At 63.8% G+C, this 16,383-nt stretch carries 11 protein-coding genes and 1 pseudogene; all 12 read left to right on the forward strand.

Going from position 1 to position 16,383, the window contains the following annotated elements; translation table 11 throughout:
* The first annotated feature begins 77 nt into the window (after window positions 1–77).
* The gene (locus tag ABIE38_RS11660; protein WP_354056420.1) at window positions 78–1,613 is read left to right on the forward strand and encodes a TIR domain-containing protein; all 1,536 of its coding nucleotides are present in this window, start codon (window positions 78–80) and stop codon (window positions 1,611–1,613) included.
* A gap of 655 nt (window positions 1,614–2,268) precedes the next feature.
* A complete protein-coding gene (locus ABIE38_RS11665; RefSeq protein ID WP_502914772.1) occupies window positions 2,269–3,231 on the forward strand; it encodes an ABC transporter substrate-binding protein in 963 nt (320 codons plus the stop codon).
* Window positions 3,228–4,334, forward strand: a complete 1,107-nt coding sequence (locus ABIE38_RS11670; protein ID WP_354056424.1) for a FecCD family ABC transporter permease — start codon at window positions 3,228–3,230, stop codon at window positions 4,332–4,334. Before ABIE38_RS11665 ends, ABIE38_RS11670 begins: the two co-directional genes overlap by 4 nt.
* Window positions 4,331–5,452, forward strand: a complete 1,122-nt coding sequence (locus tag ABIE38_RS11675) for a FecCD family ABC transporter permease (RefSeq protein WP_354056426.1) — start codon at window positions 4,331–4,333, stop codon at window positions 5,450–5,452. Before ABIE38_RS11670 ends, ABIE38_RS11675 begins: the two co-directional genes overlap by 4 nt.
* A complete protein-coding gene (locus ABIE38_RS11680; RefSeq protein ID WP_354056428.1) occupies window positions 5,445–6,308 on the forward strand; it encodes an ABC transporter ATP-binding protein in 864 nt (287 codons plus the stop codon). The genes ABIE38_RS11675 and ABIE38_RS11680 overlap by 8 nt, the downstream gene beginning before the upstream one ends.
* A complete protein-coding gene (locus tag ABIE38_RS11685; RefSeq protein ID WP_354056430.1) occupies window positions 6,305–7,210 on the forward strand; it encodes a siderophore-interacting protein in 906 nt (301 codons plus the stop codon). The genes ABIE38_RS11680 and ABIE38_RS11685 overlap by 4 nt, the downstream gene beginning before the upstream one ends.
* A 166-nt stretch (window positions 7,211–7,376) precedes the next feature.
* Complete coding sequence (locus ABIE38_RS11690; RefSeq protein ID WP_354056432.1) at window positions 7,377–7,886, forward strand: hypothetical protein; 510 nt, start codon at window positions 7,377–7,379, stop codon at window positions 7,884–7,886.
* A gap of 329 nt (window positions 7,887–8,215) precedes the next feature.
* Window positions 8,216–8,449, forward strand: a pseudogene (locus ABIE38_RS11695) (DUF1156 domain-containing protein); the annotation flags it as partial.
* A 290-nt stretch (window positions 8,450–8,739) separates the two neighbouring features.
* The gene (locus ABIE38_RS11700) at window positions 8,740–10,248 is read left to right on the forward strand and encodes an ATP-binding protein (protein WP_354056433.1); all 1,509 of its coding nucleotides are present in this window, start codon (window positions 8,740–8,742) and stop codon (window positions 10,246–10,248) included.
* Window positions 10,241–11,230, forward strand: a complete 990-nt coding sequence (locus ABIE38_RS11705) for a PD-(D/E)XK motif protein (RefSeq protein WP_354056435.1) — start codon at window positions 10,241–10,243, stop codon at window positions 11,228–11,230. The genes ABIE38_RS11700 and ABIE38_RS11705 overlap by 8 nt, the downstream gene beginning before the upstream one ends.
* Window positions 11,227–14,226 (forward strand): Z1 domain-containing protein, encoded by a 3,000-nt coding sequence (locus ABIE38_RS11710; RefSeq protein WP_354056437.1) that lies wholly within the window; start codon window positions 11,227–11,229, stop codon window positions 14,224–14,226. The genes ABIE38_RS11705 and ABIE38_RS11710 overlap by 4 nt, the downstream gene beginning before the upstream one ends.
* A complete protein-coding gene (locus ABIE38_RS11715; RefSeq protein WP_354056438.1) occupies window positions 14,207–16,360 on the forward strand; it encodes a sigma factor-like helix-turn-helix DNA-binding protein in 2,154 nt (717 codons plus the stop codon). Before ABIE38_RS11710 ends, ABIE38_RS11715 begins: the two co-directional genes overlap by 20 nt.
* The last annotated feature ends 23 nt before the right edge of the window (window positions 16,361–16,383 follow it).

Here is a 16,383-nt window from a genome sequence, read left to right on the forward strand (position 1 = left end):
AGTATTTGGATTAGAATCCGACAGAGGTGGCAGTTTGCTGTTCTTAATTTCCACTTCTGCGGCAGGAAGGAAAGTCAATGGTAATTCCAGAACACAGGCTCGCTGAAGTTTTCAATGAGGCAGGTCTTCCTGAGGTGACATATGTTGCACCCCGAGAAGCGAAGCAAATTGTTGGGTCGCTTGCTACCGCCGGTAAACACGTGACGTTGGTGGGGCCTTCTGGTAGCGGGAAATCGACTGTTGCTTATCGGTCGCTTGTCAAGCTCGGCCTAGGCGCGAGTAAGGTTCATTCTTTTAGCGGAAGAACCTACAATCAAATTGAGAGCATACTGGAGGTCTTGTCCCTCGAGTTTGGGGTCGAACCCGAAATTGGACAAGTGGAAGAATGGCTTCGGGTTTTCGACCTAGTTTTCATTGATGACGTGCATCATCTTCACCTTAAAGCGCGGATGGAATTGGCGTCCCAGTTAAAACTCTGGCACGAAAAAGGGATTCGCTTCTTCATGGTTGGCATCGCCAAGACAAGCGATGAAATTCTCGGCCAAGATCCCGAGCTTGCGATCCGGAATGATGTTTGGAGGCTTGGAACTCAGTCAGATGACTTCATGTTGCAACTCGTCGGGTTGGGGGAGAGCGCCTTGAATATAACAATTGATGACGAGGGGAAAGCAACGGCGATTAGGGCTGCGCAGGGCTCGCCGTCAATTTTCCAGGCAATATGCCGGATTGCATGTGTTGATGCAGAAGTGCTCGCGACGCAGGCCGAGGCCAAAGAAGTCAAGATCGAATTGCCACTCATCCGCGAGTCCGTTGTACATCAATATGATGGCCGGTACCTGGCGAAGACGGTTAATCTAGCGAGGGGCCGTCGGCAGGCGAGGTCTGTGCATGATACATATTTCAGGATTGTCGAGCAGATCGCCGCAAATGGAAAGGAGCAAACATCGAAGGATGAACTCTACCACAAGGTGGTTGGCAGCAAGGATGCAAGTAAGAAAACTCAGATTCGAAACAGCTTCTATCGGGCTATGAATAACCTTCCAAAGGTTATTGAAGAGCACGGTCTAAGCGACGTGCTAATTTATGAAAACGACACCCTCACAATCGACGATCCGGTCTTTAGGTTTTATCTCGACCATCTAGATTTTGCTAAGGTAAGGGCCCAGGTCAATATTAGACGCGTCGGCTACGAATATGACGTAGCAGTGTCTTTTGCCGGGGAAAATCGCGAAATCGTAGTCGAGCTCGTGAATGAGTTGACCTCGAGGGGCCTCGAAGTATTTTACGATTTCGACCAGAAGGGGATTCTTTGGGGAAAAGATCTTAGGGCAGAGTTGCAGAAGATCTACAGCCAGGATGCCCAGTTTATGGTGATCTGCCTGTCCGACTATTACCCGGAAAAGGACTGGACTGTTTTTGAGTTCGAAGTCGGGAAGACTGCTTCAAAAAAGCGGACCGGCGAGTACTTGCTGCCGGTCGTAATCGGCGACGAGTCGCCTAGTATTGTCGGTCTCCCCGCTACGGTTGGCCACCTCGCTCTTAATAGTGAAAGTGTTTCCGAGGTAGCTGATTTGGTGCAAGATAAACTCTCCCGCCTGCCACTCCCGGAGTGACCTTGGCCAGCGTAATTGATCGTCGGTAGACTCACTGGATGCGATCTAATCATCGCTGGGGCTGTGAGCCTCGACGCGTCAATTTATGGACCATCGTAACGTCCGAAGGATGACTAGTCTTCGATCGCAGAATGCAGGCAGTAGAATGTAGGGGAAGAATGCTCGAAGATAGTGCTTGGCGCGGATTAACTGTGGCCATTTCGACCGCTTAATGGCATAGGTCTTATAGTCGGCGGTGCCGTGGTGTGGGGCGGTCGCTGCAGCTACCGGCCGCCGCGAGTGGTCGATAGCGGATGGGGGGCTCAGCGCCGTCCGGAGCCTGAAGAGGGCGGTTGTGGACGTGGCCCTGGACAACAGGTGCGGCCATCACCTCTTACCAGCCGCAGCTGTACGTTGCCGGGGTGCGGGAGGGAACGATGCTGTGGCGGATGGGCCTGCGAACCCCCAGGGGCTTGTCGGTCTAGGCGTTGTTGACCGCCAGGAATGTACTGGGTTGGGAACCCTGCGACTACCCGCCTTGATCAGTCTGTTTACGGGACCTCCCGAGGGCTCGACCACCCTGCGACCGGTCGTGATGTAGGTTACCCTTGCCTAACTTGGTGGCCGGCCCACGGCCGGCACCAAGCACATCACCACTCCGGGAGGTCCCATCTCCATGCGCACGTCACTATCCCGCCGAGCGGGGTTACGCCGAACGTTCTCGTCCAGTGCGGTGGCTCTCGCGTCCGCCTCGCTCGCCGCAGTCCTGGTGCTGACCGGTTGTTCCTCGAACGCCCAGGAGTCGGACACCGCCGGTGGCTCGGAGATCACGCGCAGTGTCGAGCACGCGCGGGGGACGGCGCAGGTGCCGGAGTCGCCGCAGCGTGTGGTGGTCCTGGAGCCTGTCGAGCTGGATACGGCTGTCGCGCTGGGCGTGACGCCGGTCGGTGCGGCGGTGGCCAGCAACGTCGCGGGCGTGCCCGAGTACCTGGGCGTGGACGGCGTGCAGCCGGTGGGCACGGTGCCGGAGCCGGACCTCGAGGCCATCGCCGAGCTGCAGCCCGACCTAATCCTGGGCACCGACTCGCGGCACTCCAAGCTGTACGAGCAGCTGAACTCCATCGCCCCGACCGTCTTCATGGAAACCCAGGCCGACCCGTGGCAGGAGAACGTGCTCCTGATCGCCGAGGCCCTGGGCAAGACCTACGAGGCGCAGGAGCTGCTGGACGGCTTCAACGACCGCTGCGAGGAGATCAAGGACGAGTTCTCCGTCGAGGGGACCACCGCCAACATGGTCCGACCGCGCGATGAGACCACGCTCAGCCTGTATGGCCCAGTCTCGTTCGCGGGTGGAGCCCTGGAGTGCGTGGGCTTCACCATCCCCGAGCAGAACTGGGAGGACGGCCTCCAGGCGGACATCTCGCCGGAGAACATCCTCCAGGCCAAGGCCGACCACGTGTTCGTCACCACCTCCGACGTGACCGACCAGTCCACGATCCCCGACGCCATCACGCTGAACAGTGCCGAGTTCCCCTCGGTCACCCTGGTGGACACCAGCTACTGGGTCTCCGGCGTCGGCCCCCGCGGCGGCGAGCTGGTGCTCGACGACATCGAAGAGTTCCTCCGATCGCAGCAGTGACCACCGCCGCCACCCGTTCCGGTCCCCGTCCCTCGCCCCAGTGCGACGGGACGGGGACAGCAGCGTCGGACAAGGCGGCGCACCACGAGGCCGCGACGACAGGCCGGCGAGTCCGCATCACCCTGGGCCTGGCTGGCCTCGTTGTGCTCCTGGTCCTCTCTGTGGCGCTGTCGGTGATGGTGGGCTCCAACACGCTCCCGCCGGGGGCCGTGTGGGAGGTCCTGCGGGGCGGCGGCTCGCCCGAGGCCCGGTTCGTGGTTCAGGACCTGCGCATCCCGCGCACCGTCACCGGCGTGCTCGCCGGTGTCGCCCTGGGCGCGGCGGGCGCACTCATCCAGGCGTTCACCCGCAACCCGCTCGCCGACCCCGGCATCCTCGGCGTCAATGCCGGCGCGGCCTTTGCCATCGCCGTGGGCGTGGGCTTCTTCGGGCTCAGCGACTCCTCGCAGTTCGTCTGGCCCGCGTTCCTGGGCGCGTTCGTGGTGACCGTGGCGGTCTACCTCATCGGCTCCTCCGGGCGCGGCAACGCCGACCCCATCCGCCTGACCCTGGCCGGGGTGGCGCTGGGCGCGGTGTTCTCCGGCATGACCACCGGCCTCACGCTGAGCAACCCCGACGCCTTTGAGCACATGCGCTCCTGGAACGCCGGCTCCCTCCTCGGACGGGGATTCGAGGTGCTGGTCCCGCTCCTGCCGTTCATCGGTGTGGCCGTGATCCTGGCACTGGTGCTCACGCCCGGACTCAACGCGCTGGCGCTGGGGGAGGACGTGGCCCGCGCGCAGGGCGCCAACATCCTGGGCATCCGCATCGGGGTGATCGTCGCCGTCACCATGCTCGCCGGCACCGCCACCGCGCTCGCCGGACCCATCTCCTTTATCGGCCTCATGGTCCCGCACGTCGCCCGCTGGATCTTCGGCGTCGACCAACGCGTGATCCTCACGATCTCCATGCTCCTGGCACCGGTGATCGTCCTTCTCTCCGACGTGCTCGGCCGCGTGCTGATCGCGCCCGCCGAGATTCCCGTCGGGATCGTCACCGCCTTCGTCGGCGCGCCCGTCCTGATCATCCTGGCCCGCCGGCGGAAGGCGAGCAGCCTGTCATGAGCACACGAATCGACGCCCGGAGCGACATTGCCCGGAGCAGCACCACTCGGACCGGCACCGCTCCGATTGACGCCGCCCCGATCAACCTCGGCTACCGGCGCCGGGTCCTGCGCGTGGGACGGCTCGAACTGCCGGTCCGGGCCCGGAGCATCGGGGTTGCGGTGAGTGTGGTCCTCGTCGTCGTCGTCCTGGGGGTCCTGTCCCTCGGGCTCGGCACCTACACGCTCAGCCCCGGCCGGGTGGTGGAGGTGTTCCTCGGCGGCGGGGGAGCGCTGGACCGCACGGTGGTGCTGGAGTGGCGGCTGCCGCGCACGCTCGCTGCTATTGCGCTGGGCGGATTCCTGGGGATTTCCGGTGCGCTCTTCCAGACCGTTACCCGCAACCCGCTCGCCAGCCCGGACATCCTCGGCCTGTCCAACGGCGCCTTCACCGGGATGCTGCTGACCCTGGTGCTCACCTCGGCGGGGTGGCCGCTCGTGACCGCCGGCGCGGTCGTCGGCGGGCTCGCCACCGCAGCGGTGATCTGGGGGCTGGCCCACCGCGGCGGGGTGCAGGGGTTCCGCCTCATCGTGATCGGCATCGGCGTGGCCGCGCTCCTCGCCTCCACCAACACCTGGTTGCTGCTGCAGATCGAGCTCGAGACCGCCATGTTCGCCTCCGCCTGGGGGGTCGGCACCCTCAACGGCGTCACCGCGGTGCCGGTCGCCGGGGCCGTGGCCTGCGGAATCCCACTGCTGCTCGTGCTGGTCGCCCTCACGCCCCGCCTGCGCCAGCTGGACCTGGGCGACGACGTCGCCACCGCCACCGGCGCCCGACCCGCCCTCGTGCGCACCCTCGCGCTGCTCATCGCGGTCCTGCTGGTCTCCGTGGCCACCGCGGTGATCGGGCCCGTCGCGTTTGTCGCACTCGCCGCCCCGCAGGTGGCCACGCGCCTGGCACGCACCCCGTACCTCTCGCTCACCCTCTCCGCACTCGTCGGGGCGCTGCTCCTGCTGGCCTCGGACCTCATCGCGCAGCACGTGCTGCCGGTGGGGTTGCCGGTCGGCGTGGTGACCGTCTCCGTGGGAGGGCTGTACCTCGTCGTCATGATCATCAAGGAGATCCGCCGCCGTGCCTGACCAGACCGCTTCCACCTCCCGGCTCCTCGCGCAGGACGTGACGCTGGGGTACGACGCCGACCCCGTGATCACCGGACTGTCCGCCGAGATCCCGGCCGGCTCGTTCACTGTGGTGATAGGCCCCAACGCGTGCGGCAAATCCACGCTGCTGCGGGGCCTGTCGCGCCTGCTGGCGCCCCGGTCCGGGACCGTGATCCTCGACGGCAAGGCCATCAGCTCTATTCCCGCCAAGGAGGTCGCCCGCCGGTTGGGTCTGCTGCCGCAGTCGGCGATCGCCCCCGACGGCATCACCGTGGCCGACCTGGTGGCGCGCGGCCGCTACCCGCACCAGAGCCTGCTACGCCAGTGGTCCACCGTTGACGAGGAGGCCGTGCGCGAGGCGCTCGAGGCCACCGGCACGCGGGAGCTGTCCGCGCGCCCGGTCGACGAACTCTCCGGTGGCCAGCGGCAGCGCGTGTGGGTGGCAATGGTCCTGGCGCAGCAGACCGACCTGTTGCTGCTGGACGAGCCCACCACGTTCCTCGACATCGCCCACCAGGTGGAACTGATGGAGCTGTTCGCCCACCTCAACCGCGGCGGCCGGACAGTGGTGGCCGTGCTGCACGACCTCAACCACGCCGCCCGCTACGCCGACCACATCATCGCCATGCGTGACGGGCGCATCGTGGCCACCGGGACCCCGGAGCAGGTGGTGACCAGCGAGCGCGTCGAGGAGGTCTACGACCTGCCCAACGTGGTGATCCCCGATCCCGTCACCGGCGGCCCGCTCGTGGTGCCGCGTGGCCGACCCGTGCACGTAGAGCAGCCCGTCCACGTGCAGGTTCCCGTCCACGTGCAGGAGGAGACAACCCGATGACGACGACGAGCTCCGCGCCCACCCGCCCGTGGGAGTACAGCGCCTTCCCGGTGACCGTCACGCAGTCGCTACAGCTGAGCCCGGGCTTTCGCCGCATCACCCTCGCTGGCGACGCTTTACGACACTTCGCCGACTGGGGCCTGGATCAGCGCATCAAACTGGTGCTCCCGATGGCCGACGGCTCCCGGCCGGACTTCGGGCTCCTCGCCGATCCCACCCCGCATCCCTCGCACTGGTACGCGCGGTGGAAGGAGCTGCCCGAGGACCGGCGGAACGCTCTGCGGACCTACACGCCTGCGGCGACCCGGCCCGAGGTGGGGGAGATCGACGTGGACGTGTTCCTGCACGAGCCCGCCGGGCCGGCGTCCACCTGGGCTGCGACGTGCGCCCCCGGTGACGAGCTGGTGCTCACCGGACCCGACGCCCGCGCGGGCTACACCGGGTACGGCATCCACTACACGCCGCCCGAGCCGCCCAGCCGGCTGCTGCTGGTCGGCGATGCCTCCGCCCTGCCCGCGATTCGCAACATCCTCGCGGGACTGGCCGAGGGCACTGTTGTGGATGTGTTCCTTGAGCTGGCGAACCCGGCCGACAACACCCTCGACGCGCCCGCGCCGGGCACGAGCATCCACCTGGTTGAGGCGGATGTTGTGACGGGCGGCGGTTCCTCGGCTGACAGCTCAGACAGCGCCCACGACAGCGCGCTGGAGCGTGCGGTCCGCGACTGGGGCGCAGGGGACGGAGCCGATATCTCTGCCGATCCCAGTGCCTACGCATGGATCGCCGGCGAGGCCGGTGCCACCACACGGTTGCGCCGCTACCTCACCGCCTACCTAGCAATGCCCAAGGACCGGGTCGCATTCCTGGGCTACTGGAAGCTCGGCGGCCCGCTGGTGGGGTAGGGGCTCGATCTAGGTGCGGGGCCGAGAGCCCTGCACTTGGAAAGGGGAGCCGAAGGCGCTCCCGGGTCGGCCTCAGGAGACGCGAGTTCGTTGCGTCGCGGCCTGCATTTCACCGAAGCGCTCGACTCTGACGCTTGCAGCGAGAATCACTCTCTATAGTCCAGTAATGGCGTCGGACGACTATCTCCAGAAGTCACCGGACTCCGGGCGGATGGGTAAGGCGGCGGAGCTACTTGTCGCCGCCACCTGCATCCTGCAGTCCCGCGCGAAGCTGAACGTGTCGACGTCCGTCATTGACGATGAAGGCGTTGACCTCGTGTTTCACCTTCGCGGACACACGGTGACCCTCGCAGTTCAGGTGAAGGCCAGGATGTCAGATGGCCTCGTGGTGCAACGAGGCCGCTTCCAAGCCATAGTTCGAGATTCCTCGTTCTACCCTCGCGGTGACTTGGACATGTTGTTCGTCTTCGTGGATGTTGCTCAAGGCTCGATCAGGCAGTCGTGGTTGGTGCCTAGTCCTGTCTTTGCGGCAAACACCACAGTGAACGCGAGGGGGCGACGCGTGTTCTCGGCCGCTACCTCATCCTCCAGCGGCGACAAGTGGTCCGAGTTCCGGGTGCCGGAAGGGCAGCTCGCCTCAACGGTGGTCAAGCGCTTGCAGTCGAGCGACATGTAGCAATTTCCACGGGGATTCGGGGCTCTTCGGTGCACACATGCCTCTCCCATTGGCCCCGGTGATTCATGGGCCGTGAGGCCTGCTGCTGTGGAGTGACGGTGAGCTCGATTTGGCGTGTGGGCCTGCGGCAGCGCCAGCCGGCACCCAAACATGCCTTCACGACCAGCAGGACACAACATCAGTAAAGAACCGAATCCGTCACACCCCATGAATCACCGGGGCTAGTGACCTAATTCCGCGGTTGTTTCCGATCTGCCGGGCTATCTCGGTACGTTTACATTCGCAACAGAGAGCACACGAGGTGATCCTGCTGCGCCGAGGGAGATGGCGTGTCGTACAAGCGCAAGTTGATCGAGGTCTCACTTCCGTTGGAGGTGATCAATCGCGAGTCAGCGCGCGAGAAGAGCATCCGGCACGGCCACCCCTCGACACTGCATCTGTGGTGGGCACGGAGGCCGCTCGTTGGCGCTCGAGCTGTTCTGTTCGCGCAGTTGGTCGATGACCCCTCGAGTCGTCCCGAAGAGTTCCCGACCGAGGATGATCAGCAGCGCGAGCGGGCCAGGCCGCCTAAGAAGACGACCGCGGCGGCGGAACTGCAATCGGTGAAGAACGGCCGCTACCGTGCGCGTTTTGGAGTCGACACCGCGAAGCCGGACGCCATGGGCGAAAGTGTCGAGCAGGCGATCGAAGAGGCCCTCCGGCACATCGCGGCAGCAGAGGGAGCGGAGAACGTCGAGATCGTCCTCGACATCCGTGCCGAGAACTCGAGCGGCTTCGGGGAGAATGTCGTACGCACGGTGAAGGAGAACAGCCGCGTTCTCGGCTTTGACGTCAGCGAGTTCGAGGACGTCGAATGGTAGATGTGAACGACGTTGAGGTCGTCGAAACGATCAAGCTCAAGCCCGACGCCGGCCTTGTCAAGAGCCTCGGATCGCACCACACATTCGAGTCGGCAATCGCCGACCTCGTCGACAACTGCATTGACGCCGAGGCGACCCGGATCTCGGTCCGGCTGCTGACCAAGGACGATCGTTTGGTGCAGGTCGAAGTGGTCGACAACGGTAAAGGCATGGACTCAGCCGCTTCCGATCAGGCGATGACGCTGGGACACCAGCGCGAGTACGGCGACACCGACCTGGGTCACTTCGGTGTGGGTCTGAAAGCCGCCTCCTTCGGGCACAGCGATGTGCTGACGGTCTGGTCGAGCCGATACGGCGCCGTTCCCGTCGGAAGGCGGATCAAGCGAGCCAATTTCGCCAAGGACTTCTCCTGCGAAGTGCTGTCGGCAGATGCGGCTACCGAGGTCCAGGAACAGCGACAGAAGCAGATCGACGTCGCCTGGGGGACCACGGTGGTCTGGTCAGGACTTCGCAGCACCTATCGCGGTCGCAACGCCACGGAGGCGCGCGAGTGGTTGTCGAAGACGGAGCTCGAAGTGCGCCAGCACCTGGGCGTGACGTTCCACCGGCTGATCGCGAAGAAGTCCATCATCATCGACGTCCTCGTTGACGAGGTCGAGTACGCGAACGAGGCGATCGGCACGCCTGTCAAGGCGATCGACCCCTTCGGCTACGCCACGTCGGGCCGGCCCGGGTATCCGAAGACGGTCGTCGCCTCGGCGGGCGGCCACGAGGTGAAGCTGGAGTGCCACATCTGGCCTCCCAAGACGGACATCCCGGGCTATCGCATCCAGGGCAAGTCCGGTGAGAAGTTCCAAGGTTTCTACATCTACAGGAATGATCGCCTTCTGCAAGTGGGCGGCTGGTCAGCCGCCGCCAATCACACGGTTCAGCGCCAGCTGGCTCGAGTTGTGATCGATGATGCGTCGGCGATCGGAAATCTGCTGACGATGAACCCGGAGAAGTCGGGGCTCCGTTTCGAAGCGGGTTTCAAGGACGCCCTCGCCCACGCGTCCGCCGCAGATGGCACGACGTTCGACCAATACCTCCAGGACGCAGAAGCCACGTACAAGACCGCCAACAAGCGGACCATGAAGCGGCACCCCGTCATCGCGCCCGACCGTGGCTTTGCGCCCGCAGTCCGCAAGCAGATCGAGGCCGAGCTCGGGCTGATCAAGTCCGACTCACTCGAGATCCGGTGGACTCGCATGCCGGAAGGTGAGTTCTTCGACATCGACTTCGGTAACAGCACCTTGCTCCTCAACCAGCGATACCGCTGGATATTCGCTCCCCAGGGAAGCAGCTTGAACGACGCGCCGCTGGTCAAAGCGTTGATGTTCCTGCTGACTCACCAGATCTTCGAGGGCACCAACCTGGGGCCCAAGGACAAGGACAACATCGCCCTTTGGCGCGCCATCCTCGGCGCAGCCGTCGAGGCCGAAGAGGAGATGCGCTATGAGTGAGACACTCAACGACGCCCGTCACTACTCCCTGGCGAACGTCGATACCTTCTGGGCTGCCGGCAACCCGGTCGTGCTTCCGATCAGCGGGACCCCGTCCTGCACACTCGACATCCACCCAGCGAGCGGCGCGATCACACTTACAACGCCCTTCGCGCCGCCGGAGCCGGATGTAGCCAAGTGGCGCAACATCACGTTCAAGCCGGTGGTCTCGGATGACGGAGACTTGGCTAAGCTGACCGTCTTCGTGGATGACAACCTCCATGGCGCGTACGGGCTCCTCACGAGCATCGCTGACGAGCTTCAGATCGAGGGCGAGCCCCTCGCCGTGGCGGTGGCATCTGCCATCCAGAGACACCGAGGAATGTTCGCAGGCAAGGCTGGTCTCAGCCCCGACAAGGAAGTTGGTCTCTTCGGCGAACTGCTTGTCCTTGAGTACTTGGTCAACAAGATCGGCGCTGGGCCGGCGGTGGCCTCGTGGCAAGGGCCACTCTCGGAGGAGCATGACTTCGTCTTCGGTGAAGTGCACCTCGAGATCAAGACGACGTCCGGGGAGCAGCGTCGCCACATGATGCACGGGTTCACGCAGCTCGTCCCGCTACGTGGCGTACCTCTGAACCTGGTGTCGATCCAGCTGACCCGCAGCAACATCGAAGGAGGTCGTACCCTGGCGCAGCTTGTGTCGCAGATCCGTGCGAAGTCCGGCGGCCACCGCCCGAAGGTTGATGAGGCCCTCGAGGCCATTGGCTGGAAGGACGACGATGCCGAACTCTACTCGACGTTCTGGGCCAAACGCAGCGAGTTCAGGGCCTACGACGTCGATGTCCGATTCCCCGCGTTGACCCTCGCCCGACTCAATCCGGTCGTCCCGAACATCAAGGTTGTGTCGGACCTCTCATACAGAGTAGACGTCACCCACTTCCAGAATCACACGTTGCCCGGCGCGCTCGCCGGACTTGTCGAAGCCCCGGAGATTGCCAAATGAGCAACGCTGCTTCCAGCCTGTCCCAGCCACTGAAGAACCTGCTTCAGGGCCTCGCCGAGCAAGCTCCAGCCCCGGTCCTACCGATGCTCGCTCTCTTTGCCCAACAAGAGGTGACCGAGGAGGAGCTGCTCCATTTCGTCGCGCAGGCGCCGCCGAACGACCCCGGCATGATCCAGCTCCGCCTAGCCTTGGCGAAATGGGACGCGAGCAACGACCTGAAGCTGATCGGAGCCGATGGGCAGGAGACCGGGTCAGGCACCATCGCCAGACGCGAAGCGGTCGTCAAGGCGCTCGGTCTCAGTCACGAGGCAGAGGCGTTTCTCCGAGAGAAGATCCCGGTCCACGTCGAGGGTGTCTACGTTATCTCCAGGGAGTTTGAACCCTGGTATGAAGCCGTGCGACACCAGCGGAGCACGATGTACTGGGACCACTATGAGAAGTACCTGGCGCAGGAGAAGAAGTGGCCGGCAGCTTCGATCACCACGATTGACCAGAGCACGGATGCCGTCATTGAGCGCTTGACCGATCCGACGCGCCCCGACATCAAGCGGACCAAGGGGCTGGTGGTCGGCTATGTGCAGAGCGGGAAGACGGCCAACTTCACCGGTGTCATTGCGAAGGCCATCGACGCTGGCTATCGGCTCGTCATCGTGATGACCGGAACCATCGAGATCCTGCGGGCGCAGACCCAGCGCCGCATCGACATGGAGCTCATGGGCGTTGAGAACGTCCTCTCAGGTCAGGATCCAAACGATCCTGACGTCGCCAAGGGTCTGGACTACCAGCAAGACGAGGACTGGCTGGCCGACAAGTTCGTCCGGCACACCCAAGAGGCGCTGGACCAGCCGGGCGTTGCCCGGATCCGACGCGTCACGACACACAAGGGCGACTACAAGAGCCTGCCGCAGGGGATGTCGCAGCTGCGCTACGAGCGGCACGACAAGACCAAACCGCTGAACGCGGAGGAGAACCTCTTCCACACCGACGCCTACGTCGTGATCGTCAAGAAGAACTCAGCGCCGCTGACCAAGCTGATCAAGGACCTCAAGCCCATGCAGGACATGCTCAAAGAGCTTCCTGCCCTCATCATTGACGACGAGTCCGACGTCGCATCGGTCAACACCAAGGACCCCAAGAAGTCCAAGGAACGCACGAAGATCAACGAGAAGATCACCGAGATCCTCGAGATCGTGCCGCGAGCCCAGTACGTCGGTTACACGGCAACGCCGTTCGCAAACGTGTTCATCGACCCGGATGAGACCGACAAGATCGACCTCTTCCCGTCAGACTTCGTCCTGTCGCTGCCGAGGCCGCCCGAGTACATGGGCGTTCAGGAGTTCCACGACATCGACCCGGATTGGGAGACGACCCCCAAGACCGTCGAAACGTCGAACGAGCTCGCCTACGTGCGCGAGGTTTCGGGTGACCCCGACGTAGACCCGGGTCTCCACAAGGAGGAGTTGCGCGCTGCGCTCGACGCGTGGGTGGTCAGCGGTGCGATCAAGATGTACCGCGAGGCGAAGACTGGCATTCCGTTCCGGCACCACACCATGTTGGTCCACGAGGACGTTCGCAACGCCGCGCACATCGACTCAGCATCCGTTGTCCGCGGGCTGTGGAACACCGGGAAGTTTACCTCTGGGGAGGGGCTCAGCAGGTTGCGGAGACTGTTCGACGATGACTTCGCACCTGTGATGGCCGCGCGTGCGGACGGCGCTCCGGTCCCGGCGACCTTTAACGAGCTCAAGCCCTACATCCCGGAAGCCATCGCGGAGATGACGAGCGGAGGTGCTGCCCCTGTGCTCATCGTGAACTCTGACAAGGATGCCCAGGCGCAGCAGGAGTCACTCGACTTCGACAAGGGCCGCGTATGGCGCATTCTCATCGGCGGGGCGAAGCTCAGCCGAGGCTTCACCGTCGAGGGCCTCACCATCTCGTACTTCCGCCGCAGGGCCGGTCAGGCTGACACCCTCATGCAGGCTGGTCGATGGTTCGGATTCCGCGAGGGATACCGCGACCTCGTCCGCCTCTACATCCGGCGCGACGACAAGGTCGATCTCTACGAGGCGTTCGAAGCCCTGCTCCTCGATGAGGAGGCGTTCCGGGACGAACTGGGGAAGTACGCCGGCCTCGATGAGGACGGGAAGCCGATCGTCGAGCCTCGTCAGATTCCACCCCTTGTCAGCCAGCACCTGCCCTGGCTGAAGCCGACCGCACGAAACAAGATGTTCAACGCCGTCGTGAAGGCGCGAGCGTCCGTCGGCGCATTCCACCAGCTGTCGTCAATTCCGCCGCGCCCATCTGAGGTTCCCATGAAGGACCGGGTCGCGGTCGAGGACCAACACAAGTCGAACCTCGACAACGTGGTCATCCCGCTTCTCAAGCTCGCCGACAAGGCGGAGGTTCTTCCGTACGTTGACTCCGACGGCACGACGAGACAGCAACACGCTCGAGTCGGACTCATCGGCGCTAACGAATTCCTCGAACTCCTCGACAAGCACAGCTGGCACCCGAACTATCAGAGCGTGATCGACCCCCTCAAAGCCTTCATTAGAACGGCGACTGAAAAGGGCCGGATCAAGGACTGGGCCATCGTGTGGCCGCAACGGGCTGCCCCCGGTCGGGAGTTGATCCACCCTGAGTTGACGGTCCCGGCTCCCATCTTCAAGCGCGGTCGTCGGAAGGATCCGCGTATCGACTTCACCGGCGAGAACAAGCGCAACATCCTTGCCGCGGAGAGGGTGCCATCCGGAAAGCCACTCCCTGGACTGGGCAAGAGCGACACTCGCGGTGTGCTGGTGGTCTCGCTCGTTGCCGATCGCGACGAGACGTCCGAAGCCGGTGCGGTAACCAGGGACGAAGTCGTTGGGCTCATCTCGCTCCGTGTCCCTGACAAGTCGGTCCAGAGCAAGCGGGACCACATCCAATACGGCGTCGTGATCCCGGCGAAGGCCGACGAGGTGGCGGTCGAGGTTGATGCTCAGAAGGCAGGCTGAACTTCGAATGGTGGTCTCAGGCTTCGAGTTCCTCGACGTGCGGCCTCGCAGCTGGGCAGATGCCTTCCCATGGATCCCCGGCAAAGCAGCCGATCGGGTCTGGGAGCACGGCGCGTGGTGGGATTGGTCGATTGACGACACCGATCTTGCATCGCGAAGTCCGGTAGTCGCCGACATCGTCTCGTTGATCATCGACCGACTGGGGAAGTGGCCACTCGGAGAGGTGCTTCCGGGGCTCCCAACTGAGGTCCAGTTGGCGAAGATGGACCTACCTGTCCGGGCCAAGAACGTCCTCTACCGCGAGCAGATCCGCACGGGCACGGACATCGCCGAGCTTCCTGTCGAGGCGCTCTTCGAGTTCCGAAACGCGGGTGTCGGAACCGTGGCAGCAATCCTGCGCGAACTCGTTGTGCTGTCCTCGTCGCAGGCCCAAGCGTCGGTGAACAGCGAGGAGTCGTCTGCAGATACGTCCATCGCGGTCGAGACGCCGGGTCCCTGGCTCGGTGGCCTCTTGCAGGAATTGGAATCGCTTGCTGAATGGCGTCAGCTGGTCGGGCTGGGCGACACGGGCGTGCTCTCGGAACTGCCACTCGGCGCGCCTGACGGGGCCGTGCAGGCGCGCAAGCGGCTGCTGGAGCTGAGCGCAGACGATGTCCTACCGAGCAGCGCCGCCAACGTCGCCGATTGCCTCGACGGGGCGATCCACACTCTCGACGAGCGCTACCAAGCCATCCTTGCCAAGCGGACTTTCGCCTGGCGCCCCCTGACGCTCGAGCAAATGGGCAAGGATTTCGGCGTCACCCGCGAGCGCGTGCGGCAGCTCGAAGTGAAGGCACGCGGGAGGCTCAACGACATCGTTACCGGTGACACACCGGTCAGCCGGGTCGCTCGCTTCGTCCGGATGCAGGTTCGGGGAGTTCGGCCTTTAAAAGACCTTCTCGCCGAGGCTCCAGCACTGGCGGATGAGGTCGTGGCCGTTGGCCAGCCGGCGTGGAGGGTTATTGACGTTCTCGATGATACGTACGAGATCGCTAATGGTTGGTGCGCGGAGCCGAGCTTCGAAGCAGCGCGCCGCGACACAGCCGTCTTCCTCGATGAGTTAGCGGACGGGTACGGCGTTGTCCGACTCGCTAACGTCGCCATCTCCGAGGTCGGGGCAGGCTCCCTTCCATGGCTCAAGGATTGGCTGATCTACCTGGGGTACGAGGTGAGAGACCAATTCGTGCTGCTCAAGACAACCTCGCTCAATGACATGGCAGCGGCGATCCTTTCGATCGAGGGCGCGCCGTTGACCTTCGACGAGTTGCACCAGAAAGTGGGCCGCGGAGCTCCCGGAAGCCTCCGCAACCAGGTGAGCACCGATCCGATCTTCACCAAGGTCGACCGCGAGCACTTCGCGCTGACCGAATGGGGTCTCGAGGGTTACACCAATATTCGGGGAGAGATCGGCAAGCTCCTGGAGCAGGCCGATGGCGAGCTGCCGCTGGCGACCGTGGTTGAGTCGCTGGTCGCCCGGTTCGGGGTCTCCGCAAACTCGGTCGCTGTCTACGCGGGAAGCCCGCCGTTCCAAGTGATGAATGGCATCGTCCGACACGACACGGGCCAACTGGCTGGGGCTGGCAAGAATCCTGCGAAGGTCCAGCGTTACTACCGTCGCGGAGACGACTGGCTCTATCGAACGACGGTGAGTTTCGATCACCTCCGGGGCAGCGGATGGCCCGCATCAACGGCCTTGGCCACGATCCTCCGGATGTCGCCGGGGGAGTATGCCGAACTGCCGTCAAGGCTTGGCACCCAGAAGTTCTCCTACAAGGACCACCAGCCATCGTTCGGCAGCATCAAGCGCTTCCTCGAAGACATGGACCTCGGAATCGGCGACGAGGTCTTCCTCGTCTTCAAGTCGGAGGGTTCCTTCGATGTCGAGAAGCTCCCAGAGATGCCGACCGACAAAACGGCTCAGGCGCTGCGCCTCGTTGGCGCTGACGTGTCCCTGAATGTGGCGGACGCGATGGCCGCATTGGGCTCGGCGATCAAGTTCGCACCCGATGCGGACATTGTGTCGATCGCTCAGGGTTACAAGGCGCGCCGAGAGCAGCAGATCCACGACCTGATCCTGGGTGTCGACCCGGACTGAACTGTCCTGCCAAGAAGCCGCTC

The sequence above is a fragment of the Dietzia sp. 2505 genome, assembly GCF_040546785.1.
GTDB lineage: Bacteria > Actinomycetota > Actinomycetes > Mycobacteriales > Mycobacteriaceae > Dietzia.